This is a genomic window from Methylobacterium sp. FF17 (genome assembly GCF_025813715.1).
Taxonomy (GTDB): Bacteria; Pseudomonadota; Alphaproteobacteria; order Rhizobiales; family Beijerinckiaceae; genus Methylobacterium; species Methylobacterium flocculans.
Genome location: NZ_CP107532.1, coordinates 1044311 through 1063043, shown reverse-complemented (window position 1 = coordinate 1063043; position 18733 = coordinate 1044311). Strand labels below are relative to the sequence as shown.

Annotated in this window: 19 protein-coding genes and 1 pseudogene; 5 read left to right on the top strand and 15 right to left on the bottom strand. The window is 69.8% G+C overall.

Going from position 1 to position 18733, the window contains the following annotated elements:
• Positions 1-296: 296 nt before the first annotated feature.
• The 3 genes from OF380_RS04850 to OF380_RS04840 all read left to right on the top strand — a co-directional run bounded on the left by OF380_RS04850 (position 297) and on the right by OF380_RS04840 (position 4069).
• Complete coding sequence (locus tag OF380_RS04850; protein WP_264049642.1) at positions 297-1883, top strand: serine hydrolase; 1587 nt, start codon at positions 297-299, stop codon at positions 1881-1883.
• A gap of 77 nt (positions 1884-1960) precedes the next feature.
• Positions 1961-3091, top strand: a complete 1131-nt coding sequence (locus tag OF380_RS04845; RefSeq protein ID WP_264049641.1) for a CobW family GTP-binding protein — start codon at positions 1961-1963, stop codon at positions 3089-3091.
• A 111-nt stretch (positions 3092-3202) separates the two neighbouring features.
• Positions 3203-4069, top strand: coding sequence for a GNAT family N-acetyltransferase (locus OF380_RS04840; protein WP_264049640.1), 867 nt, complete (start codon positions 3203-3205; stop codon positions 4067-4069).
• Positions 4070-4076: 7 nt separating this feature from the next.
• Here the strand turns inward: OF380_RS04840 and OF380_RS04835 are convergent, their stop codons facing one another.
• The 5 genes from OF380_RS04835 to OF380_RS04815 all read right to left on the bottom strand — a co-directional run bounded on the left by OF380_RS04835 (position 4077) and on the right by OF380_RS04815 (position 8072).
• Positions 4077-4400, bottom strand: a complete 324-nt coding sequence (locus tag OF380_RS04835; RefSeq protein ID WP_264049639.1) for an HPr family phosphocarrier protein — start codon at positions 4398-4400, stop codon at positions 4077-4079.
• A gap of 105 nt (positions 4401-4505) precedes the next feature.
• Entirely contained in the window at positions 4506-4907 is a 402-nt protein-coding gene (locus tag OF380_RS04830) for a PTS sugar transporter subunit IIA (RefSeq protein ID WP_264049638.1), read from the bottom strand.
• A 126-nt stretch (positions 4908-5033) separates the two neighbouring features.
• Positions 5034-5555, bottom strand: coding sequence for an HPr kinase/phosphorylase (locus OF380_RS04825; protein WP_264049637.1), 522 nt, complete (start codon positions 5553-5555; stop codon positions 5034-5036).
• Between the two features lie 8 nt (positions 5556-5563).
• Positions 5564-7273 carry a sensor histidine kinase gene (locus tag OF380_RS04820; RefSeq protein ID WP_264051194.1) on the bottom strand — a complete coding sequence of 570 codons (1710 nt, stop codon included), beginning with the start codon at positions 7271-7273 and terminating at the stop codon, positions 5564-5566.
• 88 nt (positions 7274-7361) lie between these two features.
• On the bottom strand, positions 7362-8072 hold the full coding sequence (locus OF380_RS04815; RefSeq protein WP_264049636.1) for a response regulator transcription factor: 711 nt from the start codon (positions 8070-8072) through the stop codon (positions 7362-7364).
• Positions 8073-8413: 341 nt separating this feature from the next.
• Here OF380_RS04815 and OF380_RS04810 point away from each other — a divergent pair, with 341 nt between their 5' ends.
• Positions 8414-9196 carry a HugZ family pyridoxamine 5'-phosphate oxidase gene (locus OF380_RS04810; RefSeq protein ID WP_264049635.1) on the top strand — a complete coding sequence of 261 codons (783 nt, stop codon included), beginning with the start codon at positions 8414-8416 and terminating at the stop codon, positions 9194-9196.
• 18 nt (positions 9197-9214) lie between these two features.
• Here OF380_RS04810 and OF380_RS04805 read toward each other — a convergent pair whose 3' ends face one another.
• Both OF380_RS04805 and OF380_RS04800 read right to left on the bottom strand, forming a co-directional pair.
• The gene (locus OF380_RS04805) at positions 9215-9796 is read right to left on the bottom strand and encodes a type II toxin-antitoxin system VapC family toxin (RefSeq protein WP_264049634.1); all 582 of its coding nucleotides are present in this window, start codon (positions 9794-9796) and stop codon (positions 9215-9217) included.
• 1 nt (position 9797) lies between these two features.
• Positions 9798-10106: a hypothetical protein gene (locus OF380_RS04800; protein ID WP_264049633.1), complete on the bottom strand. Its 309-nt coding sequence runs from the start codon at positions 10104-10106 to the stop codon at positions 9798-9800.
• Between the two features lie 255 nt (positions 10107-10361).
• Here OF380_RS04800 and lepA point away from each other — a divergent pair, with 255 nt between their 5' ends.
• Positions 10362-12167 (top strand): translation elongation factor 4, encoded by a 1806-nt coding sequence (lepA, locus tag OF380_RS04795; protein WP_055948858.1) that lies wholly within the window; start codon positions 10362-10364, stop codon positions 12165-12167.
• A 113-nt stretch (positions 12168-12280) separates the two neighbouring features.
• Here the strand turns inward: lepA and OF380_RS04790 are convergent, their stop codons facing one another.
• The 8 genes and pseudogenes from OF380_RS04790 to OF380_RS04755 form a co-directional block, all read right to left on the bottom strand.
• The gene (locus tag OF380_RS04790; RefSeq protein ID WP_264049632.1) at positions 12281-12598 is read right to left on the bottom strand and encodes a hypothetical protein; all 318 of its coding nucleotides are present in this window, start codon (positions 12596-12598) and stop codon (positions 12281-12283) included.
• Positions 12599-12729: 131 nt separating this feature from the next.
• A pseudogene (locus OF380_RS04785) lies at positions 12730-12942 on the bottom strand (DUF47 family protein); the annotation flags it as partial.
• Positions 12943-13065: 123 nt separating this feature from the next.
• Positions 13066-13257 (bottom strand): hypothetical protein, encoded by a 192-nt coding sequence (locus tag OF380_RS04780; RefSeq protein ID WP_264049631.1) that lies wholly within the window; start codon positions 13255-13257, stop codon positions 13066-13068.
• A gap of 253 nt (positions 13258-13510) precedes the next feature.
• Complete coding sequence (locus tag OF380_RS04775) at positions 13511-14608, bottom strand: sensor domain-containing diguanylate cyclase (RefSeq protein ID WP_264049630.1); 1098 nt, start codon at positions 14606-14608, stop codon at positions 13511-13513.
• A gap of 146 nt (positions 14609-14754) precedes the next feature.
• A complete protein-coding gene (locus tag OF380_RS04770) occupies positions 14755-15186 on the bottom strand; it encodes a hypothetical protein (protein ID WP_404810537.1) in 432 nt (143 codons plus the stop codon).
• A 142-nt stretch (positions 15187-15328) separates the two neighbouring features.
• A complete protein-coding gene (locus tag OF380_RS04765) occupies positions 15329-15715 on the bottom strand; it encodes a hypothetical protein (protein ID WP_264049629.1) in 387 nt (128 codons plus the stop codon).
• 65 nt (positions 15716-15780) lie between these two features.
• Positions 15781-17640 carry a methylmalonyl-CoA mutase family protein gene (locus tag OF380_RS04760; RefSeq protein WP_264049628.1) on the bottom strand — a complete coding sequence of 620 codons (1860 nt, stop codon included), beginning with the start codon at positions 17638-17640 and terminating at the stop codon, positions 15781-15783.
• 141 nt (positions 17641-17781) lie between these two features.
• Positions 17782-18585, bottom strand: coding sequence for an undecaprenyl-diphosphate phosphatase (locus tag OF380_RS04755; RefSeq protein WP_264051192.1), 804 nt, complete (start codon positions 18583-18585; stop codon positions 17782-17784).
• Between the last annotated feature and the right edge of the window lie 148 nt (positions 18586-18733).

Genomic DNA, 18733 nt, shown 5'->3' with positions numbered 1-18733 from the left:
TCCCGCTGCCGGGCTGCTCCGCCGCAGATAGGCGCGTCGCGGGGCCGGTGCCATGGCGCGCCCATGCGCCGGGCGCGGTCATACCATGAAATCGCCGGGATCTCGCATCCGCGAGACGGTTCGCCATGCTCTTGCCATGGAACGGCGCTTCATGATGGGCCTTCGCGTCGCGGCCCGGCTGCACCACGCTTGCCGTCGGCACTCCGCCGACCAGATTCAAGCTTGGCCGTTGACCGGCTTCCCCGCACCGGCCGATACTCGGCCGGGCCGGGGCACACCTTCTTGAGACGGGCCTGATGTCGAACGGATTGTTGAGGCGCTTCGTCGTGGGTCTGGCGATGGCGGCGGGCGTTCTGGGCGCCGCCCCGGCGGGCGCCGTGACCGCGCCGATCCTCGTGGTCGAAGTGGATTCCGGCAAGGTGATCTACGGGCAGGCCGCCACGGACCCGTGGTTCCCGGCCTCCATCACCAAGCTGATGACCACCTACGTCGCCCTCGACATGGTGCGCCAGGGCCGCCTCTCCCTCGATTCCCTGATCACCATCTCGCCGGCTGCGGCCGCCGAGCCGCCCTCCAAGATGGGATTCCGGCCGGGCACCAAGCTCACCCTCGACAACGCCCTCAAGATCATCATGGTCAAGTCGGCCAACGACGTGGCCTGGGCGATCGGCGAGAACCTCGGCGGTTCGATCGAGGGCTTCGCCCAGATCATGAACGAGACCGCGCAGCGCATCGGCATGCGCGAGAGCCGCTGGACCAACCCCAACGGCCTGCCCGACGCCCGGCAATGGACGACGGCCCGCGACATGGCTGTCCTCGGCCGCGCCCTCATCCGCGACTTTCCCGAGAGCCGCGCCCTGTTCTCGATCAGCGCGATCCAGTTCGGCCGCTCCGTCATGGCCAACCACAACGGGCTGCTCGGCCGCTACGCGGGGGCGGACGGCATGAAGACCGGCTTCATATGCTCGGGCGGCTTCAACGTGGTGGCGAGCGCCACCCGCAACGGCCGGCGGATCATCACCGTGGTGATGGGCCAGCCGAGCGCCCGCGAGCGCGACCTCAAGGCCTCCGACCTGTTCGATTACGGTTTCTCGCAGAGCGCCGGTTGGACCGCGCAGACCCTCGACGCGCTGCCGACCTCCAACCTCTCCGCGCCGCCGGACCTTCGCCCCTACATCTGTGACCGGCGCAAGCCCATGCCCGTCGACGAGGGCCAGGGCGCCATCACGGCGAGCGCCGGAGCGGCCGGCGCCAGCGCCGACAATGCCAACGCGCAGCTGATGGCCGCCGCCGCCCCGCCCTCCGCCGCGCTCGCCTTCGCCACCATGAACAGCGCGGCCCTGCGCAACCGCGCCCTGCCGCCCCGCGCGCCCCTGCAGCCGATCCTGGTCTGGATCGGCCGCGACCCGGCCGAGGGGGCGATCGCCCTGAACGAGCAGGAGGAGGCCGACAAGGCCGAGCGGGCCGCCAAGCTCGCCGAGGCCCGCAAGGCCAAGCTCGACGCGATCGCGGCCAAGCGCGAGGCGGCCCAGGCCACCAGGGAAGCCGCCAAGCCGGCCAAGGGGCCGGCCGCGAAGGTCGTCGCCAAGCCCGATTCGAAGCCCGACCCGAAGAAGGCGCAAGCCCGGGGCAGGGCCGGCGCGCCGAGCACCGCCAGCGCCTACGCTTCGTCCGAGTCCACGCCCGTGATGGAGGGGGCGCCGAAGCTCAAGGTGGGAGCGGTCAAGAAGCCGGCCCCGGCGGCGCCCAGGGCCTCGGCCAAGCCGAACTCCAAGCCCGAAGCGAAGGCCGAGCCGCGGAAGACGGAGTCCAAGGCGGCGAAACCCGTCGCCAAAGTCGAGAAATCCACCCGGGCGAACGGGCGCGCTCAGGCCGACGAATGAGCCGGGCGCAGGATAGAGTAACGTTATAACATCGACGATGGATTGAGCGGAGCGGCCGGTCGCGCTAGGCCTGGGGCATGACCGACCTCTCCCCGCCCAATCCCCGCGCGCCCGAGCCGATCCCGCTCACGGTCCTCACCGGCTTTCTCGGGGCGGGCAAGACCACCCTGCTGAACCGGATGCTGCGCGATCCGGCGCTCGCCGACACCGTGGTGATCGTCAACGAGTTCGGCGAGATCGGCCTCGACCACCTCCTCATCGAGACCATCGACGAGGATATGGTGCTACTCGGCGCGGGCTGCCTGTGCTGCACCGTGCGCGGCGACCTCATCGCCACCCTGGAAGATCTCCTGCGCAAGCGCGACAACGGCCGCATCCAGCCGTTCCGCCGGGTGGTGATCGAGACCACCGGGCTCGCCGACCCCGCCCCGATCCTGCACGCGCTGATCTACCATCCCTACCTCGTCATCCGGTACCGGCTGCAGGGCGTGGTCACCGTGGTGGATGCGGTGAACGGGGTCTCCACCCTCGACAACCATCCGGAGGCGGTGCGGCAGGTGGCCGTGGCCGACCACCTCGTCCTCGGCAAGCGGGATCTCGCCGACGATGACGGCACGAGCCTGGAGGCGCGCCTTCGGGCCCTGAACCCGGCCGCGCCGATCCATTCCGCCTCGGTGGAGCCGAGCGCGCTGCTGGGCGGGCTGTTCGGCCTCGCGGGCAAGGGCGCGGATGTCCGCGACTGGCTCGGTGCCGAGGAGCGTGCGGCGCAAGGACATGATCATGCGCACGACCATGCGCATGGGCATCACCACGGTCACCACCACGATGTGAACCGGCACGACGCCGCGATCCGGGCGTTCAGCCTGACCAGCGACGCACCGGTCCCGCGCGCGGCCTTCGAGATGTTCCTCGATCTGCTGCGGGCCAATCACGGCCCCAACCTCCTGCGCCTCAAGGGGCTGGTGGCGCTGGCCGACGCGCCGGACCGGCCGCAGGTGGTGCACGGCGTTCAGCACGTCGTTCACGCGCCCGTTCACCTCGATGCCTGGCCGGACGCGGACCACCGCTCGCGCCTCGTCCTCATCGTGCGGGACCTCGACCCGGCCTTCGTGGCGCGGCTTTGGGATGCCTTCCTCGGTCGCCCGCGCGTCGACGGCCCCGACGCGGCGGCGCTCACCGACAACCCCCTCGCCATCCCGGGCGGCTGAGGGAACGCCGACCGCCGGGCCGGCACCGATCTTGAGACCCGACCCCCAACGGGCGCCCCAGGGCGCGCAAGCGTCCCGGATCGGGACAAAAGCGGGATCGGATCGAGAACGATGAGACAACCCTTCACGGTGATCGCGGGCGGCGTGACGGCTGCGGCCGGCCGCACCGGAGACGCCGCCGCTCCCGTGACGTGGCGTGTCGACCTCCGAACGGCCTCGGCCGTCGGCGCGGGCGAGATTTCGGCTTGGCGCGCCCTCCTCGTTCGCGCCGGCGTCGCGGACCCGATCCATGCCGATCCCGACTACCTGCTGCCGGCCGCCGAGCATCAGGCGGGCGGGCGCGAGCTCGTCTTCGCCCTGGCTTGGGCCGACGGCAGTGGCCATGAGCGCCTGGAGGCCGTGGTGCCGCTCGCCCTGCCGCATTCCCTGTGGGGCCGGGGTCGGATCGTGGTCTGGCAGCCCTTCGGGACGGCCGTCGCTCCGACCATCGCGTCCGGCCACGAGGCCGCCGTGCGCGAGGCGCTGGTCGCGCGCCTGGGAGAGGCGCGGCCGCGATTCGCCCTCGATCTCGTTACCGAGCCCACGTCCCGGACCACCGCCCCACGCCTCCGGGCCGTGGCCCCGCGCGGCGGCATCCCTACGCACAGCCTCGTCGGCGTGCGCCCGGTCCACGCCCCGTCCGCGACCACGATCGAGCGGATCAGCGACCCGCAGCGCGTTCCCGAGGCCGTGGAGGCGTTCCTCGCCCTCGATGCCGAGGTCTCGGCGGCGCCCATCCTCGGCGATCCGTCGGCGGTCGCGATGGTGCGCCGGGTGACACGCCTGTTCGCGCAGCGCCGGCAGGTCACGGTGGCGCTGACCCGCCGCGCGGGCGCGGTGGTCGCCGCGTCCGTGACCCTCGGCAACGGAGCCCAGGCCGTACTCTGGCACCACGCGGCCAGGGAGCCGGTGGTGCCGCGGGTCGAGCGTTCGGCCTGATCCGGTCCTACTCGTCCTCGCCGAACTTGTTGGCGAGGAGGTCGGTGATCGCCTGCATGCAGGCCTCGGCATCGCTGCCGGAGGCCACGACCGCGATGGAGGTGCCCCGCGCCGCGCCGAGCGTCAGCAGGCCCATGATCGAGCGCCCCCCGACGGTCTCCCCCGAGCGGGTCACGGTGACGGCGGCGTCGAAGCGCTCCACCGTCTGGACGAATTTCGCCGAGGCCCGCGCATGCAGGCCGCGCCGGTTGATGATGGGGAGCACCTGGATCAGCCCGCCCTCGGGCACCGGCGGCAGGGTGTCGTCGGTGTCGTACTCGTCGTGGCTCATGGGCGTCGGCCATCCCCTCGCTGGCGTGTTCGCGCCGCCTCGCGCGGCCCCGCGTCGAACCGGGCCTCGGATTGCCTGTAAGCCGTGGCGGGAGGGGAAGGAAGACTATTTGCCGGCGAGCACGCGCGACGCGACGTTGATGTATTTCCGTCCCGCCTCCTGCGCGTGCAGCACGGCGTCGCCGAGGGGCTCGGCATCGCGCACGCTGGCGAGCTTGATCAGCATCGGCAGGTTGATGCCGGCCACCACCTCGACCTGCCCCCCGGTCATGCACGAGAGGGCGAGGTTCGAGGGCGTGCCCCCGAACATGTCGGTGAGCACGACGACGCCCTTGCCGGTGTTGACCCGGCCCACCGCCGTCATGATGTCGAGCCGGCGCAACTCCATATCGTCCTCGGGACCGATGGTGATGGTCTCGATCTGCTTCTGCGGGCCGACGACGTGTTCAAGGGCAGCCTTGAACTCCGTCGCCAGCAGGCCGTGGGTGACGAGCACCATTCCTATCATCGACGCGGGTTCCAACGCCCCTGTGAGCGGAGCCGCCATTTTGTGCACCGCAAGGTCTAACGCAAGATAATTGCGGCATTTTGTATGCCCGAACGTCATGATCATGCCACGGTGGTGGCCCCGGCGCTACGGTTCCGACGGCTTCGGAAACCTCAGGACCGAACCATCCGTCCCGCCTGTCACGCCCTGACACGCCGCCAGCGCGTCGAGGACGAGGCGCGGGGCGAGGCCGGACCGAAGGGTCGCGGGATCGAGCGTGAGCCCGGGTAGGGGGAGCCCGAGGAGGTCTATCCCCGTCATCGGGGCGTCGGGCAGGCGGGGCCGCGCAGCCACCAGATCGACCACGAGGCGGAGGGGCGCCGAGCCGGAGGCGGCGGTCGCCTCGAGGAGGCCGACCCCCCGCACCTCGATGCGCGCGCCCAGCGCCGGATGCGGTCGAGCGAGGATGGTGTCGCCGAGGCGGGTCAGCCCGATGCGGTCGTCCCCGACGAGCCCGGCCGAACGATCCGTCAGGGCGGCCCGGTCGAGGATGAGGAGCGCCAGCGTCGATTTGCCGGCGCCCGAGGCCCCACGGATCAGGATGCCGGCCCCCGCGATGGCGATGCAGCTGGCGTGGATCCAGATCGCGTCGCGTGCCGGGGCGGACACGGGCCGGTCTAGCGAGCCGCCGGCAGGCGCACGATGAAGCGGGCGCCGCGCACGGTCGGCTCACCCTCCTCGTCCGCCGGGCCGGGCCGGTTCTCGGCCCGGATCGTGCCGCGATGGGCCTGGACGATCTGGCGCGAGATCGAGAGCCCGAGGCCGGAATTCTGGCCGAAGCCCTGCTCCGGACGGTCGGTGTAGAAGCGCTCGAAGATCCGCTCCAGAGCATGCTCCGGAATGCCGGGGCCCTCGTCCTCCACGATGAGTTCGACATCGTTGCGCACCCGCCGCAGGGCGACCCGCACCTTGGCGTCGGGGGGCGAGAACGAGCGGGCATTGTCGAGGAGGTTGTTCACCACCTGCCCGAGCCGGCTGTCATGGCCGAAGATCGTGAAGGGCGCGTCCACCTCGCCGGCGGCCGTGTCCACGTCGAACTGGATCGGCGCATCCTTGGCGCGCCGGCGCTCGTTGGCGACCGAGACCACCGTGGTCATGAGCTTGCGCATGTCGACGCGCCGGGCCTCGGCGCGGGCGAGTTCGGCGTCGAGGCGCGAGGCGTCGGAGATGTCCGAGATCAGCCGGTCGAGGCGCTTCACGTCGTGCTGGATGATGGCCAGCAGCCGGCTCCGCGAATCATCGGATTTCGCCAGCGGCAGCGTCTCGACGGCGCTGCGGAGCGACGTCAGCGGGTTCTTCAATTCGTGACTGACATCGGCCGCGAAGCTCTCGATGGCGTCGATGCGGCGATAGAGGGCCTGGGTCATGTCCCGGAGCGCTCCCGAGAGATGGCCGATCTCGTCGGTACGGCCCGTGAAGTCCGGGATCTCCTCGCGGGACTTGATGCCGAGCCGCACCTTCTCGGCGGCATCCGCGAGGCGCCGCACCGGGCCCGCGATGGCGCCGGCGAGCAGGATCGACAGGACCAGCATCACGGCGGCGGCGATGAGGAAGACCTGGAGCAGGCCGAACCGCTCCGAGGCGATGACCCGGTCGATGTCGCCCCCTTGCGTCGACAGCATCAGGGCGCCGCGCACGGAATTGCCGCGCTGGATCGGCACCGCCACGGAGACGATGGTTTCACCGGCCGGGTTGCGGCGTACGATGGTGCCGCGTGCGCCGCCGAGCGCGACCTGCACTTCCTTGAGGCCGTGCCCGCTCGCCGGGCCGACCTCCTCCGCGGCGCCGGGCGCGTCCGCCCGTCCGCCGAACCGCGCCTGCACGAAATCCCAGATCTGCTCCAGGACGGTGCGCTTGCGCGGCCGGACGTCCGGGTCGCTCCGGTTCATCTCGCCCCGCGCCGAGAGGGTGCGGGTGTCGAACAGGAGGCCGCCATCCTGGTCGTAGATGCGGGCGCGGTTGCCGGTGGGCGTGATCAGGCGGCGCAGGAGGGGCGCCACCCGCTCGGGGTTGAGGGAGAAGGTGAGGGGGGAGGGCTTGTCCTCGCCCTCGCCGGCCTGAAGCTGGAGGAGCTGGTCCGGGTCGATCCGGATCGCGTCGGTCTCGACGGAGGCCGAGGACGCGATGGCGCCCGCGATGATCTCGCCCTGGATCAGCAGGCTCTGCACCCGCGCCTGGATCAGCCCCTGCCGGAACTGGTTCAGGTAGAGGAAGCCGAACAGCAGGGCGATGAGCCCGACGAGATTGAGGACGACGATGCGCCGCGTCAGGCTCGACGAGGCGCGCTGGCCGATTCCATTCCAGATCTGACGCGGCCAGTTCAGCATGCCGCGCGGCGGAATCTCGGCTTGGTCTGTGCTGGCCACGATCGTCCGGGTGTGAAGGGAAACGCAGGCGGCGGCGAGGGGCGCAGCCCTAGCCTTCCTTGAAGCGGTAGCCGACGCCGTAGAGCGTCTCGATCATGTCGAAGTTGGTGTCGGTGACCTTGAACTTCTTGCGCAGCCGCTTGATGTGGCTGTCGATGGTGCGGTCGTCCACGTAGACCTGGTCGTCGTAGGCCGCGTCCATCAGGGCGTTGCGGCTCTTCACGACGCCGGGGCGGTGGGCGAGCGCCTGCAGGATCAGGAATTCCGTCACCGTCAGGGTCACGGGCTCGCCCTTCCAGGTGCAGGTGTGGCGCTCGGGGTCCATCATCAGCAGGCCGCGCTCCAGAGAGCGGGCGGCGGCATCCGCCTCGCGGGCGGCCGCACCGGGGCCGTCCTTCGGGGCGAAGCGGCGCAGCACCGCCTTCACGCGCTCGACCAGCAGGCGCTGCGAGAACGGCTTATGGATGAAGTCGTCCGCGCCCATCTTGAGGCCGAACAACTCGTCGATCTCCTCGTCCTTCGAGGTCAGGAAGATCACCGGAAGGTCGGATTTCTGCCGCAGACGCCTGAGAAGCTCCATCCCGTCCATGCGCGGCATCTTGATGTCGAAGATCGCGAGATCGGGCGGGGAATGCTTCAGGCCGTCCAGCGCCGAGGCGCCGTCTGTGTAGGTCTGGATGCGGTAGCCTTCCGTCTCCAGCGCGATCGAGACGGAGGTGAGGATGTTTCGGTCGTCGTCCACGAGGGCGATGGTCGGCATGCGCGTATCCTGTTGCTCGGAAGGCGGCTCGGCGGACGTCTGATGGCGCCCACCCCTCCGCATCCCACCCCGGTTCGCCGTTGGGGATGGCGGGCCGGGGAGCGGCAAAAACGCGGTGGCGGCCGTGCCGGAGAACGGGCCGCGTTCGCGCGGAGAGTCAGGCTCTGTAATCCCAATGTGCGATAAAAGCGAGCGACGTCGCGCGTTTGTCCGTTTGGCGCTTGACTGAGGCGAACGGGCCGCACTCCCGCGCCCTCGTGCTGAGCCCCGTTTCCTCGCTATGATCTCCTCGCTGAACGCGGCCTGAGCGCCGCGCAGGAAGCGCCGAGGGGGAGACGTTCATGGGTGAGGCCGAGACCAATTCCGGGCCGGAGCGGCGCGGGCCGGCGGTGCCGCTGCCGGCGGCGGAGGCGCCGTTCGACGCGATCGGCCTGGCGCGCCACCTCCTGCGCACGATCCGCTCCGGGGCGCTGGCCACCCTCGACCCGGAGGACGGCACCCCCTTCGTCTCGCTGGTGACCATCGCCACCGACGCGGACGGCACGCCGCTGATGCTGCTCTCGCGGCTCTCGGCCCACACCCGCAACCTGCTCGCCGACCCGCGCGCCTCGCTGCTGTTCAGCGCCGGCGGCAAGGGCGACCCGCTGGCCCATCCGCGCCTGACCGTGACGGGGCGCGTGGCGCGGACCACCGAGCCGCGTGCCCGCGCGCGCTTCCTCGCCCGGCATCCGAAGGCCAAGCTCTACGCGGATTTTCCCGATTTCGGTTTCTTCGCCCTGGAGCCGACGGCTGGACACCTCAACGGAGGCTTTGCCAAGGCCGCCGTGCTGACGGCCGCCGAGCTGCGCCTGGACCTGGCCGGCGCCGAGACCCTGGTGGCGGGCGAGGCCGGCGCCGTCGAGCACATGAACGCCGACCACGCCGACGCACTGGCGCTCTACGCCGTGGCGGCGGGGGCCGAGCCCGGCCCCTGGCGTCTCACCGGCCTCGACCCGGAGGGCATGGACCTGCTCACCGGCGATCGGACCGCGCGGGTGCTCTACCCCGAGCCGGTGCGCGAGATGGGTGCCCTGCGCAAGGTGCTGGTGGCGATGGCGGCGCGGGCGCGGTCGGAGCCGGACTGAGGGCGCGGCCGGGCAGGTTCAGGCGGTGCGTCGCGCGAGCACGGGGCGGTAGAGGAGGACTCGCCCGCTCGGCCGCATCTGCAGCAGGACATCGAACTCGGCGGCGTTGGCGGTGAGCAGGGTCAGGCCGAGCTTTTCCGCCTGAAGGAACAGCACGCAGTCGTGCAGGGCCTTCATCCTGTCGTCGCGGGCATAGCCCTGCGTCCGCCCGATGATCCCGGCATAGACGGCGGCCCGGCCGAGGACGTCGGAGTCGGGCTCGAAGAGGCGATGCGAGGGCATCGCCCGTACGATGCATTCGATCGACGCGATGACGCCCTGGCTTCGCGGATCGTCGGGATGCAGTGCGCCGACGGCCACCATGAGTTCCTGAACGGCAACCATGGAGTGGTTGACGATCCGGATATCCAAGAGGCGTTCCACCACCTCGGGTGCAGCCGCCTTCATCTGGTCGATGTAGCAGCAGGTATCGAGCAGCAGGCCGCCCCCCGCCGAGATGTCCTCACCGAGGAACGGCAGCAGCTTGTCCGGTCGCCGGCCGAGGGTTCGCCGTGGATCGTGCCTCCGGACCCGCTCGGCGGCCTCGAAGCTGAAACCCATCTCAGACGCAGAGGTCGATATCGGGGTCGACGGTTCCCTTCGCATCGCGAAAGGCGCGGGCGAAGTTGTCCTCCAGCGCCACGTTCGCCAGCGCGAACGCCACCAGTTCGGTGTCCGACTGCAGCCCGGTCCGCACCTTCGCAGCAGCGATCAACGCTGCACTGACGCGCCCGGTGATGCGGCCGTCCTTGGCCCGCGTCAGTCCCTCGCCCGCTGCCTTGCGCATGACGGCCTCGATGCGCTCGGCCGCCGTGCCCGGAGCGGTGCCAGCCGGACCGCCGGACTCCGAAACCGCGTTGCTCTTGGACATGCGCAGGTCCCGCGTTCAACAAGATTGAGTTTTGGAGAACATAGCGTTTCGCCTGGACGATGCAACGCGACCCCGACCGCTCCCGATCCGCCGGGATCGATCGGGCTCGGGGCAGAGCGTCGCCGGTCCCGTCCCACGCTTGGCGTAGACAGGCCGCACTGCTATCTGCGGCGTTCCAGTTTTTCAGCCCCTTAAGACCGTGCGCCGGGTTCGTCCTCAGACGACGGGCCGCGCGCGCCGGAGATCGCATCCTCGATGACCACGACCCCCATCGACAACATCCGCAACTTCTCCATCGTCGCGCATATCGACCACGGCAAGTCGACCCTGGCCGACCGGCTGATCCAGACCACCGGCACGGTGGCGCTGCGCGACATGAGCGAGCAGATGCTCGACTCGATGGACATCGAGAAGGAACGCGGCATCACCATCAAGGCGCAGACCGTGCGCCTCGAATATAAGGCCGAGGACGGCAAGGATTACGTCCTCAACCTGATGGACACGCCCGGCCACGTCGATTTCGCCTACGAGGTGTCGCGCTCGCTCGCCGCCTGCGAGGGCTCGCTGCTGGTGGTCGATGCCTCCCAGGGCGTCGAGGCGCAGACGCTCGCCAACGTCTACCAGGCCCTCGACGCCAACCACGAGATCGTGCCCGTCCTCAACAAGATCGACCTGCCGGCGGCCGAACCCGAGCGCATCCGCGCCCAGATCGAGGAGGTGATCGGCATCGACGCCTCCGAGGCGGTGGCGATCTCGGCCAAGAGCGGCCTCAACATCGAGGCGGTGCTGGAAGCCATCGTGACGCGCCTGCCGCCGCCCAAGGGCGACCGCGACGCGCCCCTCAAGGCGTTGCTGGTGGACAGCTGGTACGACGTCTATCTCGGCGTCGTCGTGCTGGTGCGCATCGTCGACGGCGTGCTCAAGAAGGGCATGAACATCCGCATGATGCGGGCCGACGCCGTGCACGGCGTCGACAAGATCGGCGTCTTCCGCCCCAAGATGGCGGATATCGGCGAACTCGGGCCCGGCGAGGTCGGCTTCTTCACCGGCTCGATCAAGGAGGTCGCCGACACCCGCGTCGGCGACACCCTCACCGAGGACAAGCGCCCCTGCAAGGAGATGCTGCCGGGCTTCAAGGACGTGCAGTCGGTGGTGTTCTGCGGGCTCTTCCCCGTGGATGCGGCCGAATTCGAGACCCTGCGCAGCGCCATGAGCAAGCTCCGGCTCAATGACGCGTCGTTCTCCTACGAAATGGAGACGTCGGCCGCGCTCGGCTTCGGCTTCCGCTGCGGCTTCCTCGGGCTGCTCCACCTCGAGATCATCCAGGAGCGCCTGGAGCGCGAGTTCAACCTCGACCTCATCTCAACGGCCCCGTCCGTGGTCTACCGCCTGCAGATGACGGACGGCACCATCAAGGAACTGCACAACCCGGCCGACATGCCGGACGTGATGAAGATCACGGCCATCGAGGAGCCGTGGATTCGCGCCACCATCCTCACGCCCGACGAGTATCTCGGCGGCGTGCTGAAGCTCTGCCAGGACCGGCGCGGCACCCAGGTCGACCTGAACTACGTCGGCAAGCGCGCCATGGTGGTCTACGACCTGCCGCTCAACGAGGTGGTGTTCGATTTCTACGACCGCCTGAAGTCGATCTCCAAGGGCTACGCCTCGTTCGACTATCACATCTCGGACTACCGAGAGGGCGACCTCGTGAAGATGTCGATCCTCGTCAACGCCGAGCCGGTCGACGCCCTCTCGATGCTGGTCCACCGCACCCGCGCCGAGCATCGCGGCCGGGCCATGTGCGAGAAGCTGAAGGACCTGATCCCGCGTCACCTGTTCCAGATCCCGGTCCAGGCGGCCCTGGGCGGCAAGATCATCGCCCGCGAGACCATCAAGGCCCTGTCCAAGGACGTGACGGCCAAGTGCTACGGCGGCGACATCTCGCGCAAGCGCAAGCTCCTCGACAAGCAGAAGGAGGGCAAGAAGAAGATGCGCCAGTTCGGCAAGGTCGAGATCCCGCAGGAGGCCTTCATCGCCGCCTTGAAGATGGACGATTGATCCGGCTGCCGCTTGATCGAAGCGGACGCCGAAGCAGATCAGCCTGCGCGGCGTCTGAGCGAAGCCCAAATCCCCCATCCCGAGGGGATCAATCGGATTGAGTATGAGCCGCCTCAGATCGGGTGCGGCTCGCCCGTCAGGAGCTTGAGCGGGCGCGCCAACTTCTTCGAGAGCCGACCCACCGGCTCGACGCTCGCATCCTCCGCGCTCGCGGCCTCCACGATGGCGAGCGCCACGGCCTCGGAGGGGCTCTGCACGGCGTAGACGCGCAGCGCCTCGCGCCGGCGCTTTACCGCGACGAGGAAGACGTGAGGTTTGGCTCTCGGTGGTCTGGCACCTTGCGGCTTCGTCCCATGGACCTTGGACCCTGGAGCCTTGGCCGTATCCTTCTTGGCCGCATCCTTCTTGGGCGTGATCTTGGCGGACGGCACGGGCGGGGTTCGACCTTTCAGCGGATCAGGGTGGTGAGGCCGTAACAGGTCGCCGCGACGAGTCCGGCCGCCGGTAGTGTCAACACCCAGGCAACGACGATGCTGCTGGCAACGCTCCAACGTACGGCGGAGGTCCGGCGTGCCGCGAGCAGAACCTCGGCGGTGATGGCATCGGCCTCGTGCTCACGATCGACGATGATCTGGCAATGGCGCGGTACGGCCTCGACGCCTTCCAGGACACCCTGCAGGGCTTCGGCGGCGGCCACGAGCGTTCGTGAATGTCGTGCGAACAGATTGAAGAAACCATCCTCTCTCGGCATCAGGGCCTTGAACCAGCCAAGCATTCACGAGCTCCGATGACGTCCGAATGCGGATCAACGGAGCCGCATGTCTGGGCCGGACGACGCGAGCTGCGAGGGCAGAACATCCGGAACCTGAACGGTATAGCCGTTCTCCGGAGTCAGTGCTCACTTATGTGAACGGATCTGGAGTTTGATACCGGACACGGCCCGCCGTCCGGTCGGGTTCGCCGACCGGCCCGAGCCCACGCGTTGGCGCGCCGCCACGGTGAGATCGTGCCTCTGGTCGCGCAGGCGCGCCGAGGTCTCGTCCGGGGCCAGAGCGCTGTCGCCGCCGGCGGCCAGGAGCCGGGCCCGCATGGATGTCCTGGCGCCGTCCCCCAAAGCCGCCATCCCGCAGGGATCGAACGGATCGGGTCTGACGCCTCCGCAGGGCGGTCTTCCGCACAACGCCCCTTGTATCCGCCGAAGCAGGCTCGGCGACGTCGTTCGGCTCACGCGGACCGCGGCACATCGATGGTCATGGCTTCGAGAACGATGTCGCCCGGTCACGGTCAATCTGCGCGGATCGAGAGCGTCTTCGCGGCGCTTCGTTGCGTTGCGCAAATGGCGGTCAGATTCCGCCGTGATGTTCGCCAACGCTGGCGAAGGATCGATCCGGCACGGCAACCCGGACCCTGCCGCGACCCGCGGCCTTGGCGGCATACAGGGCTTCGTCCGCCTTCAGGACCAGGTCCGCCGGTGCGAAATGCCGGGCCCGCGCCATCCCCACGGAAGCGCCGAAGCCATGGCTTGCGGTCCCGTCCAGCACGGGCGCGCGCATCGTGGTGACGATCCGCTGGCCGAACGTCTCGGCGCGGCTGCCATCCGGGTCGTTCATCACCAGCACGGCGAATTCATCCCCGCCGATTCGGGCGATCAGGTCGGCGCCGTGACACGCCACGGCGAGGCGCCGCGCCGCTTCCTTCAGGCAGACATCGCCGGCCGCATGCCCATGTGCGTCGTTGATCGCCTTGAAGCCGTCGAGATCGATGAGCAGCAGCGTCCCCGTTTCCGGCAGGGATGCGAGGTGCGACTGAAAATGGGCCCGATTGGCCAGGCCGGTGAGGAAATCGTATTCCGCCAGGTAACGGGTGCGGTCGGACCGCAGCTTCTCCTCGGTGATATCCTGCTTCAGGCCGAAGAGGCGCACGGGGACGCCGCCACGGCGTTCGACCGTGGCGGTGATGCGGATCCAGCGATGGGTGCCCTTGCGGCCGACGATCTCGGTGTCGAGGCTGAAGGTCGACTGGCAGGCGAGGGCATCCGCCCGGATCTCGATCAGTCTCCGGCGCGCCTCCTCCGGGTAACAGGCCAGGGTGACCGACCGGTCCGGAACCTTGCCGCGCGGGAACTCGAACAGGTCGAAGACCGGTTCGCTCCAGCGGAGGGTCTCGCAGGGCAGGTCGCATTCCCAGAGGCCGATCCCGGCGGCCGTCATCGCTTCGTCGAAGGTGGTCCTCGCCTGGACGAGCGCCTTGGACTGGGAGCGGATCTGCGCGGCCTGCGCGGCGACCTCGGCCCGTAGGGCGGCGATCGTGACAGCGTCGTCCACGCGCCGAAGGTCGGCGGCATGCACGACGCGATGGGCAAGCTCGACGACGGCGAGGGACAGGCCGAGGCGGGTGGGCCGGCTCTGCGGCGATCGTGATCCAGCCGGTGCCTCGGGCATGGCAACCGAGGGCGCCGGCACCCCTGAACGTGCGGGATCCGGCTGGGAACGCGCCAAAACCGTCAGGAACGCCTCCATCCGCGCCGGATCTGCAACCCTATAGTTAGCGGATGTCGGTTAACACAACTGTTCGGCTTGCCGAATGGCTATTCGGCCGGCTTGTCCGATTCGTGGATCTCGCCCTTGTCCGCCGGCGGCTCGGCGCTGGCCATGGCCGTGCGCTCCAGCATTGGTTGCAAACGCTCGGCGAGGTGCTGGCCGAGATGGCGGGTATAGGCGGTCTGGAAGTAGCGGACACCGGTGCCGCGCCCATAGAGGCGGTCATGGGCCTGGACCATCGCGTCGACCTCCGGCCGACACAGGAAGCCCGTAACGCTGGCCGCCTCGTACCAGCGCCCCGCGCGGGCGTGGCGCGTAGCGGCGGGGTTCGACAGGACGGTCTCGGCGAAGCAATCCGTCGCGGCTGTTTCCAGGGGCGACATCACCGCGTGCGGCTTGCCCGGGTTGCGACCGGCGGCGTCCGCCACGCCGCCGAGGCCCAAGGTCATGACGAATGCGCCGATCAGCAAAGCCTTCATCGTGGGGCATCCCGTGCGAAATCGAGTTCGATTCGCCGTCAGTATTCCCTGCGGATTTCGTCCGGAGAAGGGCAGAGCGTCGCGAGGCCGGGTCCCGGCGGTGATCCGTGCCGGGTTGTGGCACGTCCACCACAGGCGGGGCTCAGCTCCGGCGCTCGGCGTTCCAGCGACCGCTGCACCCGATCAGGCCGGTGGTCCGCCAAGTGCCGTTGCCGGTCCCCTGGCGCCCGAGGCTGCCGACCACGTCGGCGGCATCGTCGCCGCGCGAGATCACGGCGCGTACCGCCCCGGCCTGCGAGACCCGGCCACGGATGTTGAACTCGCCCCCGGCATAGCTCGCCTCGCCCCGGCGGATCTGGACGCCGTAGCGGTAGGCCCGGTCGCAGGGGCCTTCGAGGGTGACCACTTCGATGCTCCAGGTGCCATCGTAGCGGTTCGGAACCTGGACCTTCTTCTTGGCGGCGTCGGCGCTGCCGAGGGAGGCGGTCAGAAGGACGAAGGTGGTCACCGCAAGGGCTGCGCGTCGCATGGCGTTCCGTTCGTGCTGTGTCTCGACTTGGCCGTGAACGAACGGAGGGCCGATCGGTTGCAGCCCTACGCGGCCGTCGCGTGCGCGAGCGCTCCCTGCAGCAGCGCGAGGACATCGCCGCCCGCGTGCAGACAGGCATCCACGCCCGCCGCGCCTAGGGCATCGGCGAGGTCGCCGGGTTTGCCGGCGAGATAGAGCGTCGTCACGCCCGCAGCCTTCAGGGCCCGGGCGGCCTCCACCGCATGGGTGGCGTAGATCGCGTCCGATGAGCACAGGCAGGCGATGCGGGCGCCGGAGGCCCGGAACGCCTCGGCGAGGGCCGCGGGATCCGAGAACCCGTCCTGGTTCACGGCCTCGATGCCGCCGGCCGCAAAGGCATTGGCGGCGAAGGTCGAGCGCGCGTTGAAGGCCGCGACGGGGCCGAGATTGGCGAGGAACACCGACGGCCGCCGGCCCGTCGCGGCCAGGACCGCGTCCGAGGTGTCGCGCAGCGCCTCGTAGGGCTCGGCAAGGCGAAGCGTGGTGAGGGGCTCGCAGGTCAGCGCGGTGCCTGCGCCGAAGCCGGCCGAGGGGGGCGCCGTCACGGCCGGGACGTCGAGGACCGTCACGGGCCTCTCGGCGAGGTAGGGGAACTCGCTGGCGCCGGTCAGTGCCTCCCGGCGGGTGGCGACGGCCCTGGCGCGCGCCGCACGGGTGGCGGCGATCCGCCCCTGGATCGCGCCCGTCCGGAGGCTGGCGACGATGCCGCCCTCGCGCTCGATCTCCTGGAACGCGGCCCAGGCCGCCTCGGTCAGCTTCTCGGTCAGGGTCTCGAAGCTGCCGGCCCCCGCCGCCGGATCGGCCACGCGGGCGAGGTTCGATTCCTCGATCAGGACGATCTGGCTGTTGCGCACCACCCGGCGGGCGAACGCGTCCGCGAGGCCGAGTGCGGCCGTGTAGGGCAGGGCGGTGACCGAATCGGCCCCGCCGAGGCCGGCCGAGCAGGCCGCCATCGAGGTCCGCAGGATATTCACGAAGGGGTCGCGCCGGGTCATCATCCGCCACGCGGTCTCGGCATGGAGGCGCAGCGGTGCCGGCGGAAGCCCGCAGGCCGATTCAACCCGGGCCCAGAGCCGGCGCATGGCGCGGAACTTGGCGATGGTCAGGAACTCGTCGGCATCCGCCGTGAGGAGCACGGCCACCGCGTCGCGGGCACGGGCGAGATCGTGGCCGCCGGCCTCCAGCGCGCGCAGGTAGGCGACCGCCGTAGCCAGCACGGCGGCGAGTTCGGTCGCCTCGCTGGCGCCCGCCTCGTGATAGGGCCGGCCATCGGCGAGGCAGGCGCGGCCGGTGAAGCCCTCGGCGTCGAACGCCGCGAGGGTGCGGGCGATCTGCGCGCCGTGATCCTCCGCGAGGCTGCCGGTGGCGGCCAGCACGCCGATCGGGTCGAGGCCGAGATCGAGGTCGAGACCCTTGAGCGTCTCGCCGCGCGCCTCGACCACGTCGCGGATGAGCTGGGCGGCCTCGATCCCGCGCGCGCCCGCATCGAGGCGGGTGGCGATCAGCGGCAGCATCACGTTGCCGAGGGCCGCGTCGAGCGCCGCCGCGTCGGCCGGGTTCAGGCCGTGGCCACGTGCGGCGGGGGCGCCGGCGAAGACCAGGGTGAGCGCGTCGGCGCCGCCCTGGAGGTCCGCCAGGGCCAGGGCGCTCGCCGTCTCGCCCTCCGGGTGGTCGACCCGCTGGGACACCCGCCACGGGCCCGGCGCCCGCACCGGCTGCGCCACGGGGGCGGCCGCCTCGTAGAGGGGTTCGACGCGGATGCCGTCGGCGGTCTTCGAGACCAGCCGCTTCTCGAAGTCGCCGCCCTTCAGAACGCCCTCGACGAGGCCGAGCCAGCGCTCGCGGGTCGCGGGCGGAAACAGGTCGGCGAGGGGACGGTCTTCCATCGGGGCGGGCCTCCGCATTGAACTTTTCCGCCGGGCTGACCCAACGGTGATTGCGCAAAGCCCTTGCACGGCGTGGCGCGCGGAGGCAATCGCCCGGCCACGCTGTATTTTATATCCCTTCGGGGTGGGGGGCCGGATGGCTCAGCCGAAGATGATGAGGCCGGCAAAGCCCAGCGAGCCGACGATGATGCGCCACCAGGCGAACAGCCGGAAGCCGTGGGAGGCCACGTAGTCGAGCACCGTGCGGACCACGATGAAGGCCGAGATGAAGGCCACGAAGAAGCCGATCACGATCAGGCCGGTGTCGTCCGGCGAAAGGTTCTTGTAATTGTCGAGCAGGTCCTTCGCGAAGGCGCCCGCCATGGTGGGAATCGCGAGGTAGAACGAGAACTCGGTGGCGGAGCGCTTGTCGGCCCCCATCAGCATCGCGCCCACGATGGTGGCGCCCGAGCGCGAGACGCCGGGGATCATCGCCAGGCACTGGAACAGGCCGATCCGCAGGTCCATCGGCAGGGTGAAGTCGAAGACGTCGCGCTTCTTCACGTCGAGCTCGGTGTCGTCGAGGACGAGGAGGACGAGGCCTCCCGCCACCAGCGTGGCGCAGACGATCCAGGGGTTGAAGAGATAGAACTTGATGTATTTCGAGAAGATGCCGCCGATGATCGCCGCCGGCAGGAACGCCAGGAGGATTCCGGCCACGAAGCGGCGGGCCTTCGGGTCGTTGGGGAGCGCCAGCGCGATGCCGAGCAGCCGGCGGAAATACACCGTCAGGATGGCGAGGATCGCGCCGAGCTGGATCAGAACCTCGAAGGTGTTGTTGGGCGATTGAAAGCCGATGAAGTGGCCGACGAGGAGCTGGTGCCCGGTGGACGAGACCGGGATGAACTCGGTCGCCCCTTCCACCACCGCGAGCACGACCGCTTTCGTGATGCTCATCGCATCCATCATCTCATCGCCTCTACGGTTGGGATCGTCTCGAAAGGCTCGCCCGGCCATGCGGACGGCGCCGGTGGTTCGCCCCGGCGGCTTCGACCTCGCGGATCAAGCCTGATCCGTCAAGGTTGACGGACGGTTATCGCGTTCGCCGCGCTCG

Coding starts and splice junctions, on each gene's coding strand:
- OF380_RS04850 (WP_264049642.1), top strand. CDS start 297: ATGTCGAACGGATTGTTGAGGCGCTTCGTCGTGGGTCTGGCGATGGCG.
- OF380_RS04845 (WP_264049641.1), top strand. CDS start 1,961: ATGACCGACCTCTCCCCGCCCAATCCCCGCGCGCCCGAGCCGATCCCG.
- OF380_RS04840 (WP_264049640.1), top strand. CDS start 3,203: ATGAGACAACCCTTCACGGTGATCGCGGGCGGCGTGACGGCTGCGGCC.
- OF380_RS04835 (WP_264049639.1), bottom strand. CDS start 4,400: ATGAGCCACGACGAGTACGACACCGACGACACCCTGCCGCCGGTGCCC.
- OF380_RS04830 (WP_264049638.1), bottom strand. CDS start 4,907: ATGATAGGAATGGTGCTCGTCACCCACGGCCTGCTGGCGACGGAGTTC.
- OF380_RS04820 (WP_264051194.1), bottom strand. CDS start 7,273: ATGCTGAACTGGCCGCGTCAGATCTGGAATGGAATCGGCCAGCGCGCC.
- OF380_RS04815 (WP_264049636.1), bottom strand. CDS start 8,072: ATGCCGACCATCGCCCTCGTGGACGACGACCGAAACATCCTCACCTCC.
- OF380_RS04810 (WP_264049635.1), top strand. CDS start 8,414: ATGGGTGAGGCCGAGACCAATTCCGGGCCGGAGCGGCGCGGGCCGGCG.
- OF380_RS04805 (WP_264049634.1), bottom strand. CDS start 9,796: ATGGGTTTCAGCTTCGAGGCCGCCGAGCGGGTCCGGAGGCACGATCCA.
- OF380_RS04800 (WP_264049633.1), bottom strand. CDS start 10,106: ATGTCCAAGAGCAACGCGGTTTCGGAGTCCGGCGGTCCGGCTGGCACC.
- lepA (WP_055948858.1), top strand. CDS start 10,362: ATGACCACGACCCCCATCGACAACATCCGCAACTTCTCCATCGTCGCG.
- OF380_RS04780 (WP_264049631.1), bottom strand. CDS start 13,257: ATGCGGGCCCGGCTCCTGGCCGCCGGCGGCGACAGCGCTCTGGCCCCG.
- OF380_RS04775 (WP_264049630.1), bottom strand. CDS start 14,608: ATGCCCGAGGCACCGGCTGGATCACGATCGCCGCAGAGCCGGCCCACC.
- OF380_RS04770 (WP_404810537.1), bottom strand. CDS start 15,186: ATGAAGGCTTTGCTGATCGGCGCATTCGTCATGACCTTGGGCCTCGGC.
- OF380_RS04765 (WP_264049629.1), bottom strand. CDS start 15,715: ATGCGACGCGCAGCCCTTGCGGTGACCACCTTCGTCCTTCTGACCGCC.
- OF380_RS04760 (WP_264049628.1), bottom strand. CDS start 17,640: ATGGAAGACCGTCCCCTCGCCGACCTGTTTCCGCCCGCGACCCGCGAG.
- OF380_RS04755 (WP_264051192.1), bottom strand. CDS start 18,585: ATGGATGCGATGAGCATCACGAAAGCGGTCGTGCTCGCGGTGGTGGAA.